We start from the raw sequence: 21,872 nt of genomic DNA, 5'->3' as shown, positions 1-21,872 counted from the left end.
TTATCCTATTATTAAAAGGTTCGCATTTAGAATTTTACGGAAAGGTTCACACCAAAGGAACGTGTCGTAGGCAGTGAGTAGGCCTCTACCCCTTGTGCATTTCCGGTAGTCAAAGCCGATTCCGGATCTATATTGGGGACACTTTTATAGATAGTCCACAAGTTACGTCCCGTCAGCGTAACGGAAGCTTCTTGTAAATGCAGTTTCTGCGTCCACAGGCGAGGCAGACGATAACTCAAAGCCACTTCGCGCAGTTTCACGTAAGAGGCATCATACACATTAGATTCGGCAATACTGTAAATGCGATGATAGTATTTCTCGGCAGACACGACCTTTTCATTCTTAGAACCGCTTTCCGTCACTCCTTCTACAATAATACCATCCTGATATACACGAGTGGATTGACCATTGACGTGGGCATAGTAAAGCCCATCGGAGGATATGGAGTAAGAAGGAGGTTCCGATAATCGTACATTGTTACCCATAGCGTCAGTATAATACCACAAACCACCATGCTCGGCATCCCTGCCCGGTAATGTGTTAGCCAATACACCGGTATATTTTCCTGTTTTATTAGTGTTGGAAAATATAGAACCGCCCACACTGGCATCTATCAGAAAAGAAAGACTCAACGAACGATAGCTGAAAGTGTTGCTGACACCACCTGTCCAGTCGGGTGTAAACTTCCCCAATGTTTTATTAGTGGTTGAAATTTTAGGCAGACCGTTAGCATCCACCACAATGCTTCCATTAGCATCACGCACGTATGAAGTGCCATACAAAGTTCCATAAGCTTCTCCCACTGAAGCCAGTATCTGAATGCCCGACGAGTAGAGCTGGTAACTCGTAATTAAACCTTCATCATCCAGCTTGATAACCTTGCTGCGGTTGGCACCATAATTCAGGTCCAGATTCCAACGAAACCCTTTCGATGTTTGTATAGGAACAGCTCCCAATTGTATTTCATAGCCACGATTACGAATATGTCCGGCATTACGCACCTGCGACGTGTAGCCACTGGCCGCAGTAGTAGCCAGTTTTAATATTTGGTTGCGGCTATCGGTCTTATAGTAAGTGAAATCCAAATACAGGCGGTTGTCCAGAAAAGCTGCTTCGAAACCAGCTTCTATAGATGATGTCTTCTCCGGCTTTAGATTCGGATTCATACCGATGGTAGAAGAACTTTGAAGCGGATTTCCGTCGAAAGCTGTTTCTGAAGTAAAGACTGTTGCTAATTGATAAGGATCGGCATCTGCTCCCACTTGTGACCATCCTCCACGTAATTTCAGATAGTTGACGGCCTTACTCCTCCACCCCAAAGCCTCGGAAAGCAGCACACTAGCCGTCACCGAAGGATAGAAATAAGAATTGTTGTCCACAGGTAGCGTAGACGACCAATCATTCCGTCCCGTTATGTTCAAGAAAGCCCAACGACGGTAATCCAATTGTACGGAACCGTAGAGTCCATATTGCCGCAAGCGGTAAAAATCATTGGACGAAGTGAGCGGATCACGAGAATTGGTCAACGTATAAAGGTCGGCAACAGCCAAACGGGGAGCAGCCTGATAGTTGTTCTCGTACTGTTTGTTACGCACATTAAAACCCAGAAGAGCGTCAAATCCCCAGTTTTTATTCAACTGCTTGACATAAGTCGCCAATATTTCTGTGTTATTCTCTTTCACCGTATAAGCATCTTCAGCATAACTGCCGTAAGGTGAACCGGCACCTGTACTGCCCCATTTTACTTTAGATTTTCTCCGGTCATTATACCAGTCGGTACTGGTACGGAAACGCATATTCAGACCATCTGCCAGATGGAATTCGGCATGCAGGTCACCTATCAGACGATGCCGCTCCTGACTTTGCGTATTATAAGAAGCACTCCAAAAAGGATTATCATAATAGCTTGAATTCCAGTTGCGAGTATAGTCTGCTTTCAATGAGTTCGTATCCACTTGACGTCCGAACCACAAAAACTGAAGCATAGGACTGTTAGAACGTACGTTACTACCCGAAGGGGTAGCTGACCCCGGTAAACTGGGAGCTGTATAAATGATGTAATTGGCCGTAGCTCCCACCGAAATCCATTTTGCAAGATGGTAATCTGTATTTAGACTGATATTCGTTTTATTGGTTCCAGCGTCAGGAACAATACTGACTTGTTTCTCGTAGTTATACCCTACACGGAACTGATATTTGTCGTCCCCACGGGCAACTGAAATACCGTTATTGGTAGAAAAGCCCGTACGGAAATAATCGCGTACATTGTTGGGATGCGACACCCAGGGAGTAGCCATACGAGTACCGTCAGCATCCAGCGGACTGTCAAACTGGGGAATCAGCAATCCAATGTCAAGACGCGGTCCCCAGCTTTCGTCCACACCGTCATTCACACCTGCACCTTTGCCGTCCACATAACTGAATCGTCCGCCTGCCCCTTGCCCGAAAAGGTTCTGAAACTCCGGCAAGGTCGCTGCAAAAGAAATTTGTGTGGAAGAATGCAATGTAATGCCTATCCCTTGCTGCTTTTTGTCTCCTCCTTTGGTAGTGATAACAATAGCACCATGGGCAGCACGTGCACCATAAAGGGCAGCAGCATTCGGACCTTTTAATACAGTAAGCGTCTTTATGTCCTCCGGATTCAAGTCAGCTATCGCATTCTTAAAATCGCGTCCGCTGGAACGTGCATTAAGCTGCGAATTGTCCACCGGGATGCCATCCACAATAAAAAGCGGTTGATTCTCACCGGCAATAGAAGTTTCACCACGAATAACAATACGGCTGGAACCGACATCTCCCTGCGTGTTGGTAATACGCACACCTGCTATCTTACCACTCAATGAATTCAACAAGTTATTGTCTTTCCCCTGCACCAACGCATCCTGCTTTATCTCCTGTGCCGTGTAGCCCAGCGCCTTCTTCTCGCGTGAAATACCCAAAGCTGTTACCACCACCTCATCCAGCAGATGTGTGTCACTCTTCAATGCCACCGACAGCTGTGGTGCGATAGCCACCTCCTTTGCTATCAAACTGATGTAGGAGATTATCAGCCGGGTGGCCGATGGCGGAAGTCCGCTCAGTTCAAATCTCCCGTTAACATCAGTTACAGTACCCAATGCGGTTCCTTTCACTATGACCGAAGCACCGATAACCGGTTCTCCATCTTCTTCTGTGGTGACGATGCCCCGCACCGTTGTCACCTGTGCCGCCCCTTGTATCACTCCTATTGCAAGAGCAAGCAAAAATAAACGAATCCTTTTACCCATTATTATTTACTGTTAAAATGATGGGGCAAAGGTATTAGATATATACAAACTGGTAAATCCCGTATGAATGGCATTTTATATACCATATTTGCGGTATATTACAGCCACAGTGTATCACTTTTTGATTTTCTTTTCTATTCTTTTTTATTTTCCAAAGCCTGCCTGATATCCTCAAACAGATCATCCACATCCTCCAAACCAATGGAGAGACGGATAGTCGTATCCAGCACATCCATGGCCAGCCGTTGTTCGTCAGTAAACGGTCCGAAAATAGTACTCGCAGGATGGATGGCAAGTGTCTTATTGTCAAATAAGTTGGTAGCACGGCGTATCAACTTCAGGCGGTTGATGAAAAGAAAACACACCTCTTTACTTTCAAGGTCTATCGTAATCATAGCACCAGCGGTTGAACCAAACTGTCTTTGCGCCAAGGCATAGTACGGATTATCCTCCAATCCCACATAATTCACACGTCTAATAGCAGGCAACGTGCGGAGTTTGCTTGCCAGTGTAGCGGCATTGGCAGACTGTAACCGGTATCGTGCGTCCAACGTTTCCAGTCCGATGGTATGCATATAGGCCACATGAGGAGTCATGTAAGCTCCCAGATTGAGTAACATCTCTGTACGCATACGTTGACCGAATCCCAGACAAGTACCATAATCAATCACCAAGCCACCAATGGAAGTGGCTCCTCCTGACAAGTATTTGGTACTGGAAACCACTTCAATATCTACCCCTAATCTGTGTGAATCGAATTCCGTAAAAGGAATAAGTGTAGTATCGGCAATGAGAGGAATCCCCCTTTCATGAGCTATCCGTGAGAGCACCTGTAAGTCCGCCACTTCCATTTGAGGATTGGTGATAATTTCCATATAAATACAACAAGTATTACCGTCTACGACTTTTTCTACAGTTTCAACTTCAGTCAAATCACACAACCTGGGTTCCACCCCGAAGCGCGACAACGTACCAGTAATAAATGAATAGGTATTACCGAACAAATGACGCGATGTAACTATATTCTTTCCTGCAGCTGCAATTGAAAGCAATGTATTACTAATAGCCGCCATACCGGAATTGACAGCTATCACTTCCGTTGCCCCGGTAAGTTGCTTTACTTTATTCTCAAAAAAAGTCACTGTCGGATTCATTACTCTGGAATAATCCGGAGCATCTGTCCGCCCGCAGAAAGCATCAGCCATATCATCGGCATTGTCAAACTCATAAGCCGCTGTATGGTAAACCGGCATACTAAGAGAATTATAAGCATCTCTTCTTTGGAACTGGGTATGAATCGCTTGGGTCTGTTTTTTCATTATTCTATCCTTTTATATTATAGCTATCAAATCTTGTAAAATCAGAACAAAGGTAGATATAAAAACTGAAAGGTGATAGTAAATAAAAACAGATATTTAACTGATAATAAGCATTTTGGAATAATATTCTTTAAACTGATAATTTCCACCTTTTAAAAAGAGTGTTTATTCTAAAATATACTGTTCAAATAGTATTATTTTCTATTTCAATAAGAAACACACTTTTTCATGCCTATCATGCTATATATACAAAATAGAAAATCCCTGTAAAGTGCTACTTTACAGGGATTTATCTATTAATTGAAGCGGAGAGACAGGGATTCGAACCCCGGGTACCTCGCGGTACAACGGTTTTCAAGACCGCCGCAATCGACCACTCTGCCACCTCTCCAAAACTCCTTTATCAGAAGTGCTTTCCGTTGAAAGCGGTGCAAAGGTACGAATCATTTTTAAATCTGCAAACATTCTGATATTTTTTTCGCGAATAAATCGTATTTTTGCAGTTCATTAGTAAGAACAGAAATATGATATACCCTCAAAACTTTGAGCAAAAGATAGGATTCGACCAGATAAGACAGTTACTAAAAGATAAGTGCCTCAGCACTTTAGGCGAAGAAAGAGTTACAGACATGAACTTTTCCGAGCAACATGAAGAGGTTGAAGAGAAATTAAACCAAGTAACAGAGTTTGTCCGCATCATCCAGGAAGAGGACGGATTTCCCGATCAATTTTTCTTTGATGTCCGTCCTTCGTTAAAACGCGTGCGGATAGAAGGAATGTATTTGGACGAACAAGAACTATTTGACCTACGCCGTTCATTAGAAACCATCCGTGACATCGTACGCTTTCTGCATCGGAATGAAGATGAAGAAGAGAACAACACCCCCTACCCCAGCCTGAAACGACTGGCAGGAGATATTGCCGTGTTCCCGCAACTGATAGGAAAAATAGACGGCATCCTTAACAAATATGGGAAAATCAAGGACAATGCCTCTACCGAATTAGCCCGCATACGTCGCGAACTTGCCAGTACGATGGGAAATATTTCCCGCTCGTTAAACAGCATCCTGCGTAGCGCACAGTCCGAAGGTTACGTGGACAAAGATGTAGCTCCCACCATGCGTGACGGACGTCTGGTGATCCCGGTTGCCCCCGGACTCAAGCGAAAAATCAAAGGTATCGTACACGATGAATCCGCCAGCGGAAAAACAGTGTTTATAGAACCGGCGGAAGTGGTAGAAGCCAACAACCGCATCCGCGAACTCGAAGGCGATGAACGACGTGAGATCATTCGCATCCTTACCGAGTTCTCAAACATTCTCCGTCCATCTATCCCGGAAATTCTTCAATCATACGAATTTCTGGCAGAGATAGATTTTATTCGTGCGAAAAGTTACTTCGCCATACAGACCAATAGTCTGAAACCCGCCGTCGAGAATGAGCAACTACTGGATTGGACGATGGCCGTGCATCCTTTATTACAACTTTCACTAGCTAAACATGGAAAGAAAGTCGTACCACTGGATATAGAACTTAATCAGAAACAACGTATCCTTATCATATCCGGACCGAACGCCGGAGGTAAGTCCGTCTGTTTGAAAACAGTCGGTTTGCTGCAATATATGCTGCAATGCGGTATGCTGATTCCCTTGCACGAACGTAGTCATGCCGGTATATTCAGTAGCATCTTTATCGATATTGGTGACGAGCAATCTATTGAAGATGATTTGAGTACCTATTCTTCTCACTTGACCAATATGAAAATCATGATGAAGAGCTGTAACGAACGAAGCCTCATCCTGATTGACGAGTTCGGTGGAGGTACGGAGCCGCAAATCGGAGGTGCTATTGCCGAAGCTGTACTGAAACGTTTCAACCAGAAAGGAACATTCGGAGTCATCACTACCCACTACCAGAATCTGAAACATTTTGCCGAAGATCATGAAGGAGTAGTAAACGGAGCCATGCTTTACGACCGTCATCTCATGCAAGCACTTTTCCAATTACAAATCGGAAATCCGGGAAGTTCGTTTGCCGTAGAGATTGCACGAAAAATCGGACTACCGGAAGATGTCATCGCAGATGCTTCGGAAATCGTAGGAAGCGAATATATCAATGCAGACAAATACCTTCAAGACATTGTGCGCGACAAGCGTTACTGGGAAGGAAAACGTCAAACCATCCGTCAACGGGAAAAGCACATGGAAGAAACCATTGCCCGTTACCAGACAGAGATGGAAGAATTGCAAAAATCCCGGAAAGAGATTATCCGGCAAGCAAAAGAAGAAGCGGAACGCATGCTTCAGGAATCCAATGCCCGCATTGAAAATACGATTCGTACGATAAAGGAAGCACAAGCCGAAAAGGAAAAGACACGCCAGGCACGTCAGGAACTGACAGACTTCCGTACTTCTCTGGATGCACTGGCATCTAAAGAGCATGAAGAGAAGATTGCAAAAAAAATGGAGAAACTAAAGGAGAAGCAAGAGCGGAAGAAAAACAAGAAGAGCGAACCGAAAGCTGTAGTCTCTTCTCCATCAAGTGCCCCTAAAATAGTGCCGATTGCGGTAGGAGAGAATGTAAAAATCAAAGGACAGACAAGCGTCGGCCAAGTGATGGAAATCAGTGGTAAAAATGCGACTGTTGCCTTTGGAAGCATAAAAACGACCGTAAAAACAGACCGTTTGGAACGTGTCAATCATATGCCCAAGACGGAAGGGATTGCTAAAAGCACCTTTGTCAGCAGCCAGACACACGATCAGATGTATGAAAAAAAGCTTAGCTTCAAACAGGATATTGATGTACGCGGAATGCGTGGAGACGAAGCCTTACAGGCAGTCACCTATTTTATTGATGACGCCATATTAGTCGGCATGGATCGTGTACGTATCCTTCACGGCACAGGAACGGGAATACTTCGTACACTTATCCGCCAATATCTGGCCACCGTACCGGGAGTTAGCCACTATGCCGACGAACATGTGCAGTTTGGTGGTGCCGGAATCACAGTAGTCGATTTTGACTAACACGTAAACAAAACGTTCAAAGAACTTGTTCTCATTTAGAAAACCACTACCTTTGTTACAGTGGTTTTCTAAAACGAAAATAAAGCATGAAGAATAATCTGTTAAGCGAAAAGCTTATTTACACAGGAGAAAGTCTTACTCCTACCCATTTACATCTTTGTACTTACAATGCTACCGAGATACAGGAAAGCTCTAGTGATACTTTTCAGGCCATCAAAGGTACGCTAAACAATGATCAAATCAATTGGCTACAGATACACGGAATGAAAAATACAGAAACTATCCGGGAAATCTGCAGTCATTTCGAAATAGACTTCCTTGTCTTACAGGATATATTAAATGCGGATCATCCGACCAAGATAGAAGAGCATGATAAATACATTGTCCTGATCTTAAAAATATTCTATCCGAACGAACATAAAGAAGAAAATGAACTGGACGAACTGCTCCAACAGCAAGTCTGCCTTATCATAGGAAATAATTATGTACTGACTTTCCTCGAAAAAGAAACTGATTTCTTCGATGATATCAGTTCAGCCTTGCGTAATGATGTCCTGAAGATACGCAGTCGTCAAACAGATTATCTGCTTAGCGTACTGCTCAACAGCGTGATGGGAAACTATATTTCAACCATCTCTTCCATCGATGACGCACTCGAAGATTTGGAAGAGGAACTGCTTACTATCACCAACGGAGATGACATCGGTATCCAGATTCAGGCATTACGACGCCAATATATGCTAATGAAAAAAGCAATCCTCCCCTTGAAAGAACAATATATAAAGCTACTGAGGGCAGAAAACCTGCTCATCCATAAAGTGAACCGCGCCTTTTTCAATGATGTAAACGACCACCTACAATTTGTATTACAAACCATCGAAATCTGTCGGGAAACCCTTTCTTCATTAGTCGATCTTTATATCTCCAACAATGATTTGCGTATGAACGATATCATGAAGAGACTGACCATCGTATCCACAATTTTCATTCCTTTAACATTTCTGGTTGGAGTATGGGGAATGAATTACAAATGGATGCCGGAACTGGAATGGCAGTACGGGTATTTATTTGCCTGGATTGTAATGGCAATTATCGGTATTATTGTATATTTGTACTTCAGAAAAAAGAAATGGTATTAACAAAAACACATCATCAGTCATGAAATCGATTAAAGAGCTATACAGGATAGGCACAGGACCTTCCAGTAGCCACACTATGGGACCGCGCAAAGCTGCCGAAATGTTTTTGGAACGTCATCAGGATGCTGCATCTTTTAAAGTCACCCTTTACGGCAGTTTAGCCGCTACCGGTAAAGGACACATGACGGATGTAGCCATTATAGACACCTTACAGCCCACTGCACCAGTAGAAATTGTATGGCAACCCAAAGTCTTTCTACCGTTCCATCCGAACGGAATGACATTTGCGGCTTTGGATAACAATAATAAAGTGCTTGAGAACTGGACTGTTTACAGTATTGGTGGCGGTGCACTGGCAGAAAATAATGATAATCCAACTATCGAAAGCCCCGATGTATATGGCATGGAAAACATGACCGAAATACTCCAATGGTGTGAGGATACCGGAAAAAGTTATTGGGAATACGTGAAGGAATGTGAGGAAGAAGATATATGGGATTACCTGGCTGAAGTATGGGGCACCATGAAAGATGCCATTCACCGTGGACTGGAAGCGGAAGGAGTACTTCCCGGCCCACTAAATCTTAGACGAAAAGCCTCCACCTACTATATACGCGCTACCGGATACAAACAATCCCTGCAATCCAGAGGGCTTGTCTTTTCTTATGCTTTGGCAGTAAGTGAAGAAAATGCTTCCGGTGGAAAAATAGTGACCGCTCCTACCTGTGGTTCCTGCGGAGTGATGCCTGCCGTATTATATCATCTCCAGAAAAGCCGTGATTTCAGTGATATGCGCATCCTACGCGCATTAGCCACTGCCGGATTGTTTGGCAACATTGTCAAATTCAATGCATCTATTTCCGGAGCAGAAGTAGGTTGCCAGGGAGAAGTAGGCGTCGCCTGCGCAATGGCTTCGGCTGCCGCCAATCAATTATTTGGAGGTAGCCCGGCACAAATTGAGTATGCAGCAGAAATGGGATTGGAACACCATCTGGGAATGACTTGCGACCCGGTATGCGGATTGGTACAAATTCCCTGTATCGAACGAAATGCATACGCTGCCGCACGTGCACTGGATGCAAATCTTTATTCAGCTTTCACCGATGGTATGCACCGTGTCTCTTTCGATAAAGTAGTGCAAGTAATGAAACAGACCGGACACGACCTTCCATCACTTTACAAAGAAACAAGTGAAGGAGGATTAGCTAAGGATTATAAACAAATGTAATTATAAAAAACAACGGGCTATTTCTATGAAAGGAATAGCCCGTTTTGATTTTTATGATTAAAAACTATTCAGTCGGCGGCCAATTTGTATCATCTCCATTGCTAATATCTTTTTCATGTAGCAATCCGCCTTCCTGTGAGAAATAAAGCGCATAGCGTTGACTACCTTGCTTCACCTGAATCACAGATTCCATCGGATTTTGTGGAAAAGTCAACACATACACATCCGTCACTACCCATGCATTATATTTAGAATCCATGAAAGCGGTGTAAACAGCCGGTACGAGCTGATCTATGCTATTCAGTTCATTTTCCGTCATCACCCAATTGGCATTAGCATCAAACCAGACCTCCAGTTCGTCATTGCTTACCCAGCAGTCAGCTACATAATAGGCACCTTTCATCTCCCATTCTACATTCTGGGCAGCCGGATATACCTGTTTTAAGGCTTCTGTAATATTACTGGGCGGAACAAAAGTATCATCATCGTCATTATCACATGCGCCAAACAAAAGAGCAGTCATCATCAATACCACTGCCCAAGCGCCAAACTTAAATCTCCACATAGCTATCTTCTTGTTTAGGTCTATTATCACAAATCTTCAATTAATCATCAGCCTTGATAAACTTTCCCTTCTTATCAAATTTGAAAGAAAGTCCGGTAGACAATTCTATTTCATATCCTTTACGGTCACGTTCCACTTTGGTCACTCCCTCATTTACAAAATTATGAGACTTCAAATAATTGACAGCAAATCCCGGAATAATACTAACAGGAACAACCTGTCCTTTCTTTGCACTTACTTCTTCCCAGTTGCCTTTACTGTCAAAATCAATTTCCGTACCATCCATCAATACCACTTCATACTTGGTAGACTCCATCATATCCTTATCAATCTTGATATGAGCCACCTCTGGTTTCGTAAAATTGCTATTGATAAAATTACGTGCCGGAAGCGGTAACTGATTCATGTCTTTTGTAATCACATCTTTTGCGAATGAGAATTGTACGGCTACAATAGCCAACACAAGTAAAGATAGAATTTTCTTCATAATCGTTATTCTTTTAGCGTTAATACTATACTTTCGTTTCATACAGCAAATAACGATACAGATTCTGGAAAGATTTAGGAATCATGCAAGTTTGCTCTTTTTTTGTATTCTTTAACCATCTATTCTATCTTCCACTCTCCTATGGTGCAACGTTCTCTGTCAAAGCTAACAGCAACCTTCACTATTGGCAATCCACATAAAGCAAAGCGTTCAGGATAATTCTTCAAGTCAATTTGTCCCATCGCTTCATTCGCATTCTTATCCAGTTTCAATTCCATTACATATAAGGTAGTTTTGGTACGCAATACCATATCCACACGACCGCGGGGAGTACGCACTTCCACATCAACATAGTTACCCAACAAACTGAATATGATATAAAACATCTGTTGATAATGCCCCTCATATCGGGTGTTGTCGCAGTAAGGAATAGTAGACAAAAATGTTTGTAGACGACGCAACGCCGCATCCATATCACCATTCCGAATATCACGGGAGAGATAAGCCACCATCGTGGTAGTTTCCCGCGTTTTGCTGGCGACATAATTGGGCAAAAGACTCTTCATCAAACCCAACCGCACTTCCTTGTTGGGAATATCCAGTGTATACAAATCCAGAGTTTTATCATAATCCTTTATCGTGATATAACCACTCTGATATAATAACGGGATAATATCAGTCATTGTTTCAGTAGGAGCATCGAAGGCAGAAACCTCTGCATGATTATTCCCGATTTCAGAAGGTTCTACATTGAATTTTTTCAGCATTTGTATCAAATATGTAGGCGTACCGCTACCAAACCAATAAGAATTAAACTTTCCATCCGCAAAGGCATTAAGCAAACTGAATGGGTTATATATATCAGGAGATGGATAAGTGAAATGATAACCATCGTAGTTTTCTTTCAATTTCTGCACTACTTCTTCAGATGAAATCTCCATTTTTATAGCCAAGTTATCTATATCCTCTCTCATTTGGATAAGCATCTCATCTTCTGTAATGCCACAAATAGCAGCATAAGGCTCATCCATACTAATATTTTTAATATTATTCAGCTCACTAAAAATACTAAGTTGAGAAAACTTCGTTATACCAGTCAGGAATACATAACGCAGATAAGGGTCGCAAGCCTTTAACGGACTATAAAAATTACGCATGATATTGCGCAATATACCCAAATTTTCATGTTCATGCGCCACATCTAGCAAAGGAGCATCATATTCATCAATAAGCACGACTACTTTCCTACCAGTTTGTTCATAAGCACGTTTTATCAATCCCATCAAGCGTTGATTAGGATTGACCTCTTCCTCCATTTTTCCATAGATTTCTTCATAATTGAATAATTTCAAATTCAATTCCTGAAGCAATTGTTCCTTATCTACATGTTTGGCAGTACTCATATCAAAATGGAGCACCGGATACTCTATCCACTCTTTCTCCAGTTTCTCTATAGCTAACCCATGAAACAATTCCTTGCGCCCGGAAAAATAGCTATGTAGCGTGGAAGTCAGCAATGACTTCCCAAAACGTCGAGGACGGCTCAAAAACATATATTTAGAAGAGGAATGTGTCATCCGATAAACATATTCCGTTTTATCAATATAAAGATAATTCCCTTCTTGTATTTCAGAGAATGTTTGTATCCCAATTGGGTACAATTTTTGCAAATCTTCCATATCTGTTAGTTTTGTTACAAAGCTACAAAAAAATATCAGATTTGCATTGATAACGCTCACTTCTTCTGTACACCAACCCCTTAAAATACAATATACCAACGATCCTCACAGACAGTTGGTATATTTCACATATAGATACATATCAGCGTTTAAACCGATATGAGGGTCAAGTTAGAAATATACCGCTGTATTATTTCCAACCCGCATCATGTAGGGATTTCATGAGTTCATCATGAATCTAGGGACCTACATATTCTTTTATATTTATAGTTTGTGATTCATTTTTAAATATCAACGATCTTCACAGACAGTTGATATAGTGGGAAATTCACATCGGCTTTAACCTCCGATGTCAGGGCGTAGATTAGAAATGCACCGTCGTACTATTCCTAATCCACAATGTAGGAGAATCATGCCTTTACAGCATGAAGCTAGGGACCTACATTTCTTTCATCTCACATACAAACACTCTTCGTGTTAATTACATCTCAACATTTATTTTATACATACAATAATCATTCGACTGGTAAATACTACCTTTTGTACACAACCGCATATTAGCGCAACCTCCCAAACATTTCTCCGCATAAACGCATGTTATACAAAAGCCTGTCATTTTATCTAAAGAAAAATGCCTGCGCCATGTAAAAGAATTCGGGTCATTCCATATATCAACGACAGAATGAGTTCGGATATTCCCTTCAGTAAACTGCGGATCTCTAATAGAAAGACAACCTACAATATCTCCGTTGTGGCGAATACCCAAAGAATTTATACCAGCGTTACATCCATCCCAAACGGGAAATTCTTTACACTGATAAGCCATCTGTCGGGACAATATTTCTTTTTTAGAATAGTAACCAATTGTATCAGCTAAAAATACCTTCGGATAACCTTCCTCCAAATTTTTCTGATAACTGAAATCCACAATCTTTTCTATGTCATCAGCAGGAAGCATCCAGTCTTTATGTTTGGCCAGTCTTCCAGATGACACACCCAATTGCAATTGCCAGCTCATGACACCCACTTTTTGCAAATCCTCATAAAGTTGTGGCAGAGAAGACAAGTTCTGTTTCACGATAGTTGTATTAACAGCAGTACAAATTCCAGCTTCATTTAATATTTGGAGCACATCCATACACTGTTGATAACAATCACAGTTTCTCATTCGGTTATGAAGTTCGCAATTCCCGTCAATGCTAACACCTATGATGTTGATATTCGATTCAACCAGTTTTTCCACTACATAGGGCGTTATCAGTGTACCATTGGTTATAATCCTCAGTTTTACATCATAAGAAGAAATTCTTTTAACCAGAATTTCCCAATCCTTTCTCATAAAAGGTTCCCCACCCGTCAGAACAAAGACAGCAGGACGCAGTTTCATCACCTCATCTATTAATACAAGACTTTCCTCCGTAGTTAATTCGTCAGCAATGCTTGTTGTACAAGCCGAACCGCAATGTTCACACCTTAAGTTACAGCCCATCGTAACTTCCCAAGCCACTTCTTCTAAAACATACTTATCTTTCATTATATAACCACCTTTTTCTTTACGTAAAAGATCTTTCCTTCTGAATAAGCTGTCAATTCAATGCTGCTAAGACTTTTATTCACCTCTATATTTTTAGAACCCTCTTCAGTTTCCAATTCCCCTCCCTCAGAAAGCTCAAGATAGACGGCATTTTCAGTTTTCCACCTAACATTCACTATTTTCTTTTCCTCGGAAGGAGTAGGTTCCGGTCCCGGGCACATATAAGGTTTCGTAGTGACAGGTGTTAAAGGCATTTTTTTTATCGATTCTAAAGTAACGAACCCGTCACACCCAAGCTCTATATCACCGATTGTTCCTCTAACCACTGATGCGGAAAACTCCAATATTTCAGGTTGCTTTATCTCTTTTTTAGTCAAAGGAACTTTTACTTCTTCAACCACAGCTTGATACTTATTTTCTATGATGATATAAGCATGGAGGACCACAGAAATTTCAACTGTCCCTAGCTGGTCATTACAATGTATTTCCTCGAAAGAAAAAGTCATAGTACTCCCCTTTCGTAGAACCTTTTCAGAATAAAAGTTCCAAGAAAGAGTACCGTAAGGTCTAAATTCCCAGCCACTTGGTTGCACTACACGGACACTTTGATACTCTTCCGTCAATTCATCCTTTCCGCTTCCGTAAGGAATTGACACATCTATACCGGATGCCACACCTTGTAGCAGAGAAATGCCAAAGTCTATATCATAAGAAGCAGACTGCACAGATAATGAAAAAGACTGTCCTTCGGCAGAAACTGCCATTATATCCGGCTGCATATTGCATTGGACATATTTACCACAAATACCCATAACGTTAAATTAACGTATCACAATCACATATTCGCCAACTAATACCGGATTGAGCGGTATAGCTGTAAATTCATCTTTCCATAAACGGCATACCCTTTCCGTATGTTGTGAAGAAAATGCATTTAATCTCTTCGCCTCTTCCATTTCATTGAAAGGAACATCATAATATAAATGAATTACTACTTTAGATCCTTCTGTTGGCTGTATCTGACTTGTAGTAGGGTATAACATCACAGAGATTTCCGTAAAAAATCCCGGTTGAAAGTTAAAGTTACCAACGATAATATTATGCTGTTTAAGTGAATTCCTTGACAAAAATATTTCTTTCCCTTTACTATCCGTCCGACTAGATTGTATTTGAATATCCCAATCATCTAACTTTTCGCTTTCTACATCAAGCATCCAGTTGTCTCCAGTATAAAGAGTACCAACAGGTACATTCAGATTTATCTTGGCAGATACCATTGGAAAGTTCGGATTATAAGTGAGCTGCGCTATATTACGCTCTGCCCATAGGAGATTATTCTGTATAATGGAAGCCATATATATAGGACTTATACTTGATGGTATCGGATTGGGGTATTTATCCGAAAACATCCTGGCGATAAAGCAATACTCATCGCCAGCTATCGGGCTTTTAGGCAGTTCCCATACGAAAGGAGCCGCTGTCACACCGATCTCATCCGGTTTCATCGGTGGAATGTAATTGATTTTATCTTCACAGTTATCCACTTTTATAGCCTTCCAATTTGAAGGCCAGCATATAAGGCTTGCATTGGTGTAATATAGTTGCACCTGCATATCTGTTTTTTCTTCCGCCCTGTTTTTGCAACGTACATAAAAATAGTTATTCATATTTTCAACAGGAATTTCTTCAGACATTGTTGCATAGCTGTCCGGTTGTTTTAATATTTCCTGATAGTTGGCTACGGCATGTACTCCTGCACACCAAATATCTGGTGATAGTGCAATATTTCCCGTAGCGGGAATTTCTCCCTGATTTTCTAAATTAGGGCGCATAAATGGTGTTTTTACAAATTCATTCATAATCTTTATTTGTTAAGTTAATGTAATTTATATAAACTAGATATTAGAATTTAATCATAAGTAATATCAGAAGCAGTGCAAGCAGGCACAGCAATGCTAGAAATGACTTCCACCCCACCGATAATCTTATACATGACAGGCTTAGGAGCATCACCAATAGTTAGAAAATACGACATTTCCGTAATAGAACCAATACATTCTGCCGCAAATGCGCTAGCTGTCATTTCACTTTTTCTTTCTACATAACCCCATATTGAAATTGCAAGATGTCCCACACCATACGCTCCTGCCCAAAAGCTTCCCGAATGTGTTCCTTTTCCCAAAATGTCAGTTTTGCGTTGCTTATAAAAGGTAAAAAACATATCCATCGCTACCCCCACTCCGAAAAAAGCCCACGACGTCCAAGTAAATTCAACCGAATCTGTTGATAATAATGGCAAACACGATATGAACCAAATCAGTTCTGCACCAATCGTTACATAATCAAAAAGTGTAGGTCCTATAGAAGCGGATACTTTGACAAAATTATCCATACTGCATACGAGATAAAGAACGCCACTGGATACACAAGAAAGAACTTGCAAAAGAACACTACTTGTGCTATTCAAACCCATCACACTTTTCCGCATCAATATAGATTTGATATATTCTATGAAATTCTCCACATCTTTATCGCTATTAAATGGCAAACTCTTTCCTTTCGCTTTATATATCAATACTGTAGGTAAAGCAAGGAACGTACATAATAAATCCAGAAGAGTTAGTTTATCTCCACATATCCCCTTATAGAATGATGTAAAAAATGGAATTTTTATTTCACTTATAAAGATTTTGCTTGCGAGTTTCATTATGGTTTTCATCAAATCGAACACACCGGATATAATGGCAGACATCCCGGAAAAGATGAGCTGAATAATTCCACGTAGTGCGGATAGCAGTCCGCATAACAAAGAAGAAAGTAATGTGTCTATATCCGTAAAAGCTTTTTGGAAGTAATCCAGTGATTCCTTGAAATGAGGATTATCTGAAATGTCCGTACAAAACTTCTTCACCAGATTAAATAACTCATCAAACGGTCCGGCATTTTCCTCTAATATCTGACACAAAGAAATCGTAAGCTCTTGCATATTGTTATTTTCCAATCTCGATTGCAAGGGGTTATTACTCATCGCATAAGATATAGAAGAATCTTCCGCCGGAACTGTGTTCTGCATATATTTGTCGAAGGACAGATTAGCGTCCAATTGAGATATTAGCTCTTCCAATGCTTTGTCTATCTCTCCTTTACCTAGTTCCAACTGAGTAAGTAATGCCTGTTTGAGGCTTTCCGCCATTTCGGGTAGTTGAGCGAAAAACATAGTCATTAATCCATTAAACGCTCGTTTCGTTCTCATCACATCCTTCCAAATAAACAAAGAAGCCAACCATACGAATATGGTGAGAAAGAATATGGCAATAGCTGCAAATATAGTTTCTACAAAATGGAATACTTCCTGCACAACCTTTATCACAGCATCAAAAATCATTTTGACACCATTCAATACAAATTCCACAACCATTTTCACTCCGTCCACAATCCATTTTACGACAGTCACAATACCTTTTACCACTGAGCGGCAAAAGTCGCGTATCTTTTTCAACCACTTAGGAAGTTTCTTTCCTCCCGAACGTTGCATCATCCGATTCATTTCCAACTGTGCTTCCTCCTTTGTCAGACTCATATATACAGGATGTCCGCTTTCAAATGTCATACCCCATACCGGAAGATCGTCTGTCGGGACTACTCTAGAGACATCCAATAGTTGCGAACGTTTCATCAGCCTCACTTCCTCCATCTGGGGCTTTATTTTCATTACATCCAAGAGCCCCTTTGCCAAATTATCAGCATCCTGCTTGTTACGGAACTTATCGGGTAGAAACGGGGTAACCGTGCCTTTCATTGAATCCGTTTGTTTGGCATCCAGCAACTTCTGCGATGTAATGGCAGACAAGTCATCATGCACTCCGGCAAACTGGGAAAGGACGATAACCTCCTCGTCAGTATGGTATTCGTTGGATAAAGAGGCATACACCACCGGGACATCCAGTCCATTAGTATATTGCTTGAAAGAAATTTTACCTTGCGCGTCCGTCCTTATTTTAGCTTGTATGTCCGTATCCAGTTTCAGTATGCCTTGCGAAGTTTCAATGTAGGTACGTGCTTCTGCCCATAATGTGACCTCCATATCCGGCAGAGCAACGAGTCTATTGTCAGAATGAGTAAAAGTTAACTCTGTAGAGTAACACGGCATTCTTTTTACTTCTCCTTCTTCCGGAAGTTGTAATGTACTTTCCACCCACGTGACTCCACCCTGATTCTCCAGTGTATGAATCAAACCGTCCTCTTGTAGTACATAATAAAGACGTTGGCATTTAGGGTTATAGTTGAATGTCGAGAAAGAGCTTTCCTTGTCTAAGATTGCTACCTCGTCTGTCGTATTTTCTGTCTCGTCTTTCGTCAGTTCGATATAAGCTAAACTGCCTCCGCTTAATGCCATAGACACCTTCCCTGCCTCATTCTGATATACTGAGCAGAACGCATAATTGCCTCTTTCTGCCAAAGCGGATACACTTGCCACGCCTTGTTGTTGGTCGATACATATCTCTACAGGCAGGTTTCCGGCAGTTCCATGCAACAGAAGGAAAACAGTATCAGTAGAAGGTACAAATATCTGTTTTACAGAATCTCCTGCATCCGGCAGATCCAATCTGCATGAATACCTGATCCGATCTTCCGTAACGGAATAAGATGTATAGGTAGTAGACGCGCATTCCACATTTAACTCCTTCATCGTTTTTCCGGAGAATGTTAGTATGGGAGATGAGAACGATGAGGGTATCAAACGAGCAATGGCATTTGTATCCCATTCTTGATAACTTACCCAGAAACTTTTCATATCCGCAGTCTCAGTCACTACACCCAATACGAAATCTTTCTCTTTTTCAAATGGTAGAATGAGCAATTTCTCGACTCTAAGAAAGTTTAACGGATGGACGAATGGCACAGACTCGACTTCCGTAAAATTTCCGCTATGAGGCATTTGCTCTTTGACATGCCAAACTTTGTTTTCATGTATAGCAAACAAATGTAGTATTTCGTCTCTATCAAATGCGGCTACTAATGACTTACCATATAGCTCCACCAAACAGCTATTGAACATGCCGTGACCGCCATGTACAGTAGTCATTATTACCCCGCCTTTTTCAGTATTACATAAAAGCACATCGTATTCGTCTTCATTTGAAACGACTACCATCTCAGTGATTTTCATGTCTTTACTCCAAACGGACTTTATACCTTCGTCGCGTACATCAAGTGCTTCCATCAATTTGGTGGCACTTTTTAATTGGAATTTCTCTCCTTTTAATGTTTTTATAGTATCCATAATTAGTATGTTGGGTTTTTAATCGATAAATCCCATTGCTTTCTAGTCTAACTCCGACTCATAAACTCTGTCAACGATATAACTTATATAGCGACAATCTTCTGACATAGCTTCACTGCAATCAAAAGCCAGACGAAAAAGTCTCTCGCCTATCAACTCTCGTTTCTGTTTTATGATATGATGTATTTAAGTTCACAGTAAAAAAATATATTCTAAAACAGAACCTTAATTTGAGTACTTACACTTACTAAAAGACTTTTCGAATATTATATACAGATATGCAATAAGTATTAATCAAAATCTGCCGAGGAGGAGCATCTGTTTGATAATGGAATACAAAATCACTGTAAAATTCACTCATGTTCACTATTTGAAGCTTTTTAAATCATGAAGCAAAGATCAGAGTAAAACAAAATAGAAGCAAGAGCTATAAGTGAATACATGACTTACAATTCATTTCTATAATAAGAATAGAGGAATTTTAAATAAATAATTTGACGTTTATAGCGACTCGGATGAGTAATAAAACGATAGAACCATTCCATTCCTATATTTTGAATCCATCTTGGAGCACGACTTACTTTGCCGATAAAAACATCAAAACTACCTCCTAAATTCAAATAAGTAGCAGTATGAATTCTATATAATTCATCCATCAACAATTCTTGTACCGGAAATCCCATTGCCACGAAAACAAAATCCGGCTGCCTTTCCTTCACATCAACCAATAAAGCCTCTTTTTCTGAAATTTCCTTGATAAAGCCATTGCGATATCCTACAATATTAATATCCGGATAAAGCTCTTTCAATTTCTTTACTGTGACACAAATAGTATCCTCGGTACTTCCAATTAAATAAAATGTTTTCAAGGAATGATACCTTTTTATTAACTCCAGCCACAATTCACACCCCGGAATACGTTTTACCCCCTTCTCACCTTTACGATACATAACCTTTATAGCTCCATAACCATCTGCATACCCGATATTGGAATTGATTATATCTGCAATTTTTCCTTCTGCCCTCATTATAATTTCAGCATTCAATGACAATAACAGTTTCTTTTTATCGACCGTATAATCCATCAATTCCTCCATATCCTGAAACGGATACACGTTTACATTTTTAATTTTTACCGGAATAACCTTCATTTCATTTGTTTTCTAAGAAAATCCACAATACGTCCACAAGCCTTACCATCACCATAAGGGTTAACCGCCCTGCTCATCTGCTCATAATAAGTCTTATTATCAAGCAATTCAGAAACTGTTGCCACTATCTTATCATAATTAGTTCCTACTAATTTTACAGTTCCCGCCTCCAATGCTTCCGGACGTTCCGTTGTATCACGCATAACCAAAACGGGTTTTCCCAAACCAGGAGCTTCTTCTTGAATGCCACCACTATCGGTAAGGACAATAGTGGATTTCTCCATTAAATAGACAAATGATAAATACTCCAGTGGCTCAATAAAAAACATATTTCCTAAATTCTTCAGATCTTCACCGAAAACTTCATGAATAGGTTTGCGCACATTAGGATTTAAATGCATTGGATAAACAAAATCCACATTTGGATATTTAATAGTTAGACTTTTAATTGCCTGACATATTGAAACAAATCCATCACCAAAGTTCTCACGACGATGCCCTGTTATAAGAACCAATTTTCGTTCTTTGATTAAACGTTTGGCATCATAGCCACCTTTTCTTAAAACACCCTGTAATATGGTATCTAATTCTTTATCATTTTTAAACTTGCTTATTACTATATGAAGGGCATCAATTACAGTATTACCAGTAACTGTTATTCTGTCCTCCGAAATACCTTCATCCAATAGGTTCTGTTTGCTCAATGATGTCGGAGCAAAATGATAGCCAGCAATGCGTCCAGTAATCAACCGATTCATTTCTTCCGGCCATGGACTATAAATATTATGCGTACGAAGCCCTGCTTCCACATGTCCAACAGGTATCTGTTGATAAAAAGCTGCCAAAGCTGCAGCAGTCGAAGTTGTAGTATCACCATGCACCAATACGACATCCGGTTGAACTTCCTTGAGTACTGAACGCATACCAACTAAAACGCGAGCTGTCACATCATATAAATCTTGTCCCTGCTTCATTATATTCAAATCATAATCAGATTGAATATTAAAGATTTCCAGAACTTGGTCCAACATTTCACGATGCTGTCCCGTTACACATATTATAGTTTTAAAACTATCCGTGTTTTTTTGAAACTCCTTAACTAGGGGAGCCATTTTTATAGCTTCTGGACGTGTGCCAAAGACTAACATTACTTTTTTCATATATACAGTGAGTTGATTTTTACTAAAAGAATTA

Annotated in this window: 14 protein-coding genes and 1 tRNA gene; 3 read left to right on the top strand and 12 right to left on the bottom strand. The window is 40.7% G+C overall.

Going from position 1 to position 21,872, the window contains the following annotated elements:
* Positions 1-26: 26 nt before the first annotated feature.
* From AB3G73_RS00975 to AB3G73_RS00965, 3 genes are all read right to left on the bottom strand, one after another.
* Complete coding sequence (locus AB3G73_RS00975; RefSeq protein WP_234132117.1) at positions 27-3,266, bottom strand: SusC/RagA family TonB-linked outer membrane protein; 3,240 nt, start codon at positions 3,264-3,266, stop codon at positions 27-29.
* Between the two features lie 134 nt (positions 3,267-3,400).
* A complete protein-coding gene (locus AB3G73_RS00970; protein WP_195649857.1) occupies positions 3,401-4,585 on the bottom strand; it encodes a PLP-dependent transferase in 1,185 nt (394 codons plus the stop codon).
* A gap of 306 nt (positions 4,586-4,891) precedes the next feature.
* A tRNA-Ser gene (locus tag AB3G73_RS00965) sits at positions 4,892-4,976 on the bottom strand.
* A gap of 133 nt (positions 4,977-5,109) precedes the next feature.
* Between AB3G73_RS00965 and AB3G73_RS00960 the strand changes: the two genes are divergently transcribed.
* From AB3G73_RS00960 to AB3G73_RS00950, 3 genes are all read left to right on the top strand, one after another.
* Positions 5,110-7,611 (top strand): endonuclease MutS2, encoded by a 2,502-nt coding sequence (locus AB3G73_RS00960; RefSeq protein ID WP_259022592.1) that lies wholly within the window; start codon positions 5,110-5,112, stop codon positions 7,609-7,611.
* 86 nt (positions 7,612-7,697) lie between these two features.
* A complete protein-coding gene (gene corA / locus AB3G73_RS00955; protein ID WP_074638856.1) occupies positions 7,698-8,750 on the top strand; it encodes a magnesium/cobalt transporter CorA in 1,053 nt (350 codons plus the stop codon).
* A 19-nt stretch (positions 8,751-8,769) separates the two neighbouring features.
* Positions 8,770-9,978: an L-serine ammonia-lyase gene (locus AB3G73_RS00950; RefSeq protein WP_074557704.1), complete on the top strand. Its 1,209-nt coding sequence runs from the start codon at positions 8,770-8,772 to the stop codon at positions 9,976-9,978.
* Positions 9,979-10,042: 64 nt separating this feature from the next.
* Here AB3G73_RS00950 and AB3G73_RS00945 read toward each other — a convergent pair whose 3' ends face one another.
* The 9 genes from AB3G73_RS00945 to wecB all read right to left on the bottom strand — a co-directional run bounded on the left by AB3G73_RS00945 (position 10,043) and on the right by wecB (position 21,838).
* Positions 10,043-10,543: a PepSY-like domain-containing protein gene (locus tag AB3G73_RS00945; protein ID WP_148365908.1), complete on the bottom strand. Its 501-nt coding sequence runs from the start codon at positions 10,541-10,543 to the stop codon at positions 10,043-10,045.
* 40 nt (positions 10,544-10,583) lie between these two features.
* Positions 10,584-11,030, bottom strand: a complete 447-nt coding sequence (locus AB3G73_RS00940; protein ID WP_148365906.1) for a PepSY-like domain-containing protein — start codon at positions 11,028-11,030, stop codon at positions 10,584-10,586.
* Positions 11,031-11,149: 119 nt separating this feature from the next.
* A complete protein-coding gene (locus AB3G73_RS00935; RefSeq protein ID WP_195649855.1) occupies positions 11,150-12,709 on the bottom strand; it encodes an ATP-binding protein in 1,560 nt (519 codons plus the stop codon).
* A 481-nt stretch (positions 12,710-13,190) separates the two neighbouring features.
* Complete coding sequence (locus AB3G73_RS00930; RefSeq protein WP_195649854.1) at positions 13,191-14,243, bottom strand: radical SAM protein; 1,053 nt, start codon at positions 14,241-14,243, stop codon at positions 13,191-13,193.
* The gene (locus AB3G73_RS00925; protein WP_367741820.1) at positions 14,243-15,022 is read right to left on the bottom strand and encodes a hypothetical protein; all 780 of its coding nucleotides are present in this window, start codon (positions 15,020-15,022) and stop codon (positions 14,243-14,245) included. The genes AB3G73_RS00930 and AB3G73_RS00925 overlap by 1 nt, the downstream gene beginning before the upstream one ends.
* A gap of 42 nt (positions 15,023-15,064) precedes the next feature.
* A complete protein-coding gene (locus AB3G73_RS00920) occupies positions 15,065-16,102 on the bottom strand; it encodes a hypothetical protein (protein WP_195649852.1) in 1,038 nt (345 codons plus the stop codon).
* Positions 16,103-16,152: 50 nt separating this feature from the next.
* On the bottom strand, positions 16,153-19,527 hold the full coding sequence (locus AB3G73_RS00915) for a hypothetical protein (RefSeq protein WP_367741818.1): 3,375 nt from the start codon (positions 19,525-19,527) through the stop codon (positions 16,153-16,155).
* 446 nt (positions 19,528-19,973) lie between these two features.
* Entirely contained in the window at positions 19,974-20,678 is a 705-nt protein-coding gene (locus AB3G73_RS00910; RefSeq protein WP_367741816.1) for a WecB/TagA/CpsF family glycosyltransferase, read from the bottom strand.
* Positions 20,675-21,838 carry a non-hydrolyzing UDP-N-acetylglucosamine 2-epimerase gene (wecB, locus tag AB3G73_RS00905; RefSeq protein ID WP_367741814.1) on the bottom strand — a complete coding sequence of 388 codons (1,164 nt, stop codon included), beginning with the start codon at positions 21,836-21,838 and terminating at the stop codon, positions 20,675-20,677. Before wecB ends, AB3G73_RS00910 begins: the two co-directional genes overlap by 4 nt.
* Positions 21,839-21,872: the final 34 nt, after the last annotated feature.

Source organism: Bacteroides sp. L008, assembly GCF_040812255.1.
GTDB classification, from domain to species: Bacteria; Bacteroidota; Bacteroidia; order Bacteroidales; family Bacteroidaceae; genus Bacteroides; species Bacteroides vicugnae.
This window is presented reverse-complemented; position numbering and strand designations above follow the sequence as displayed.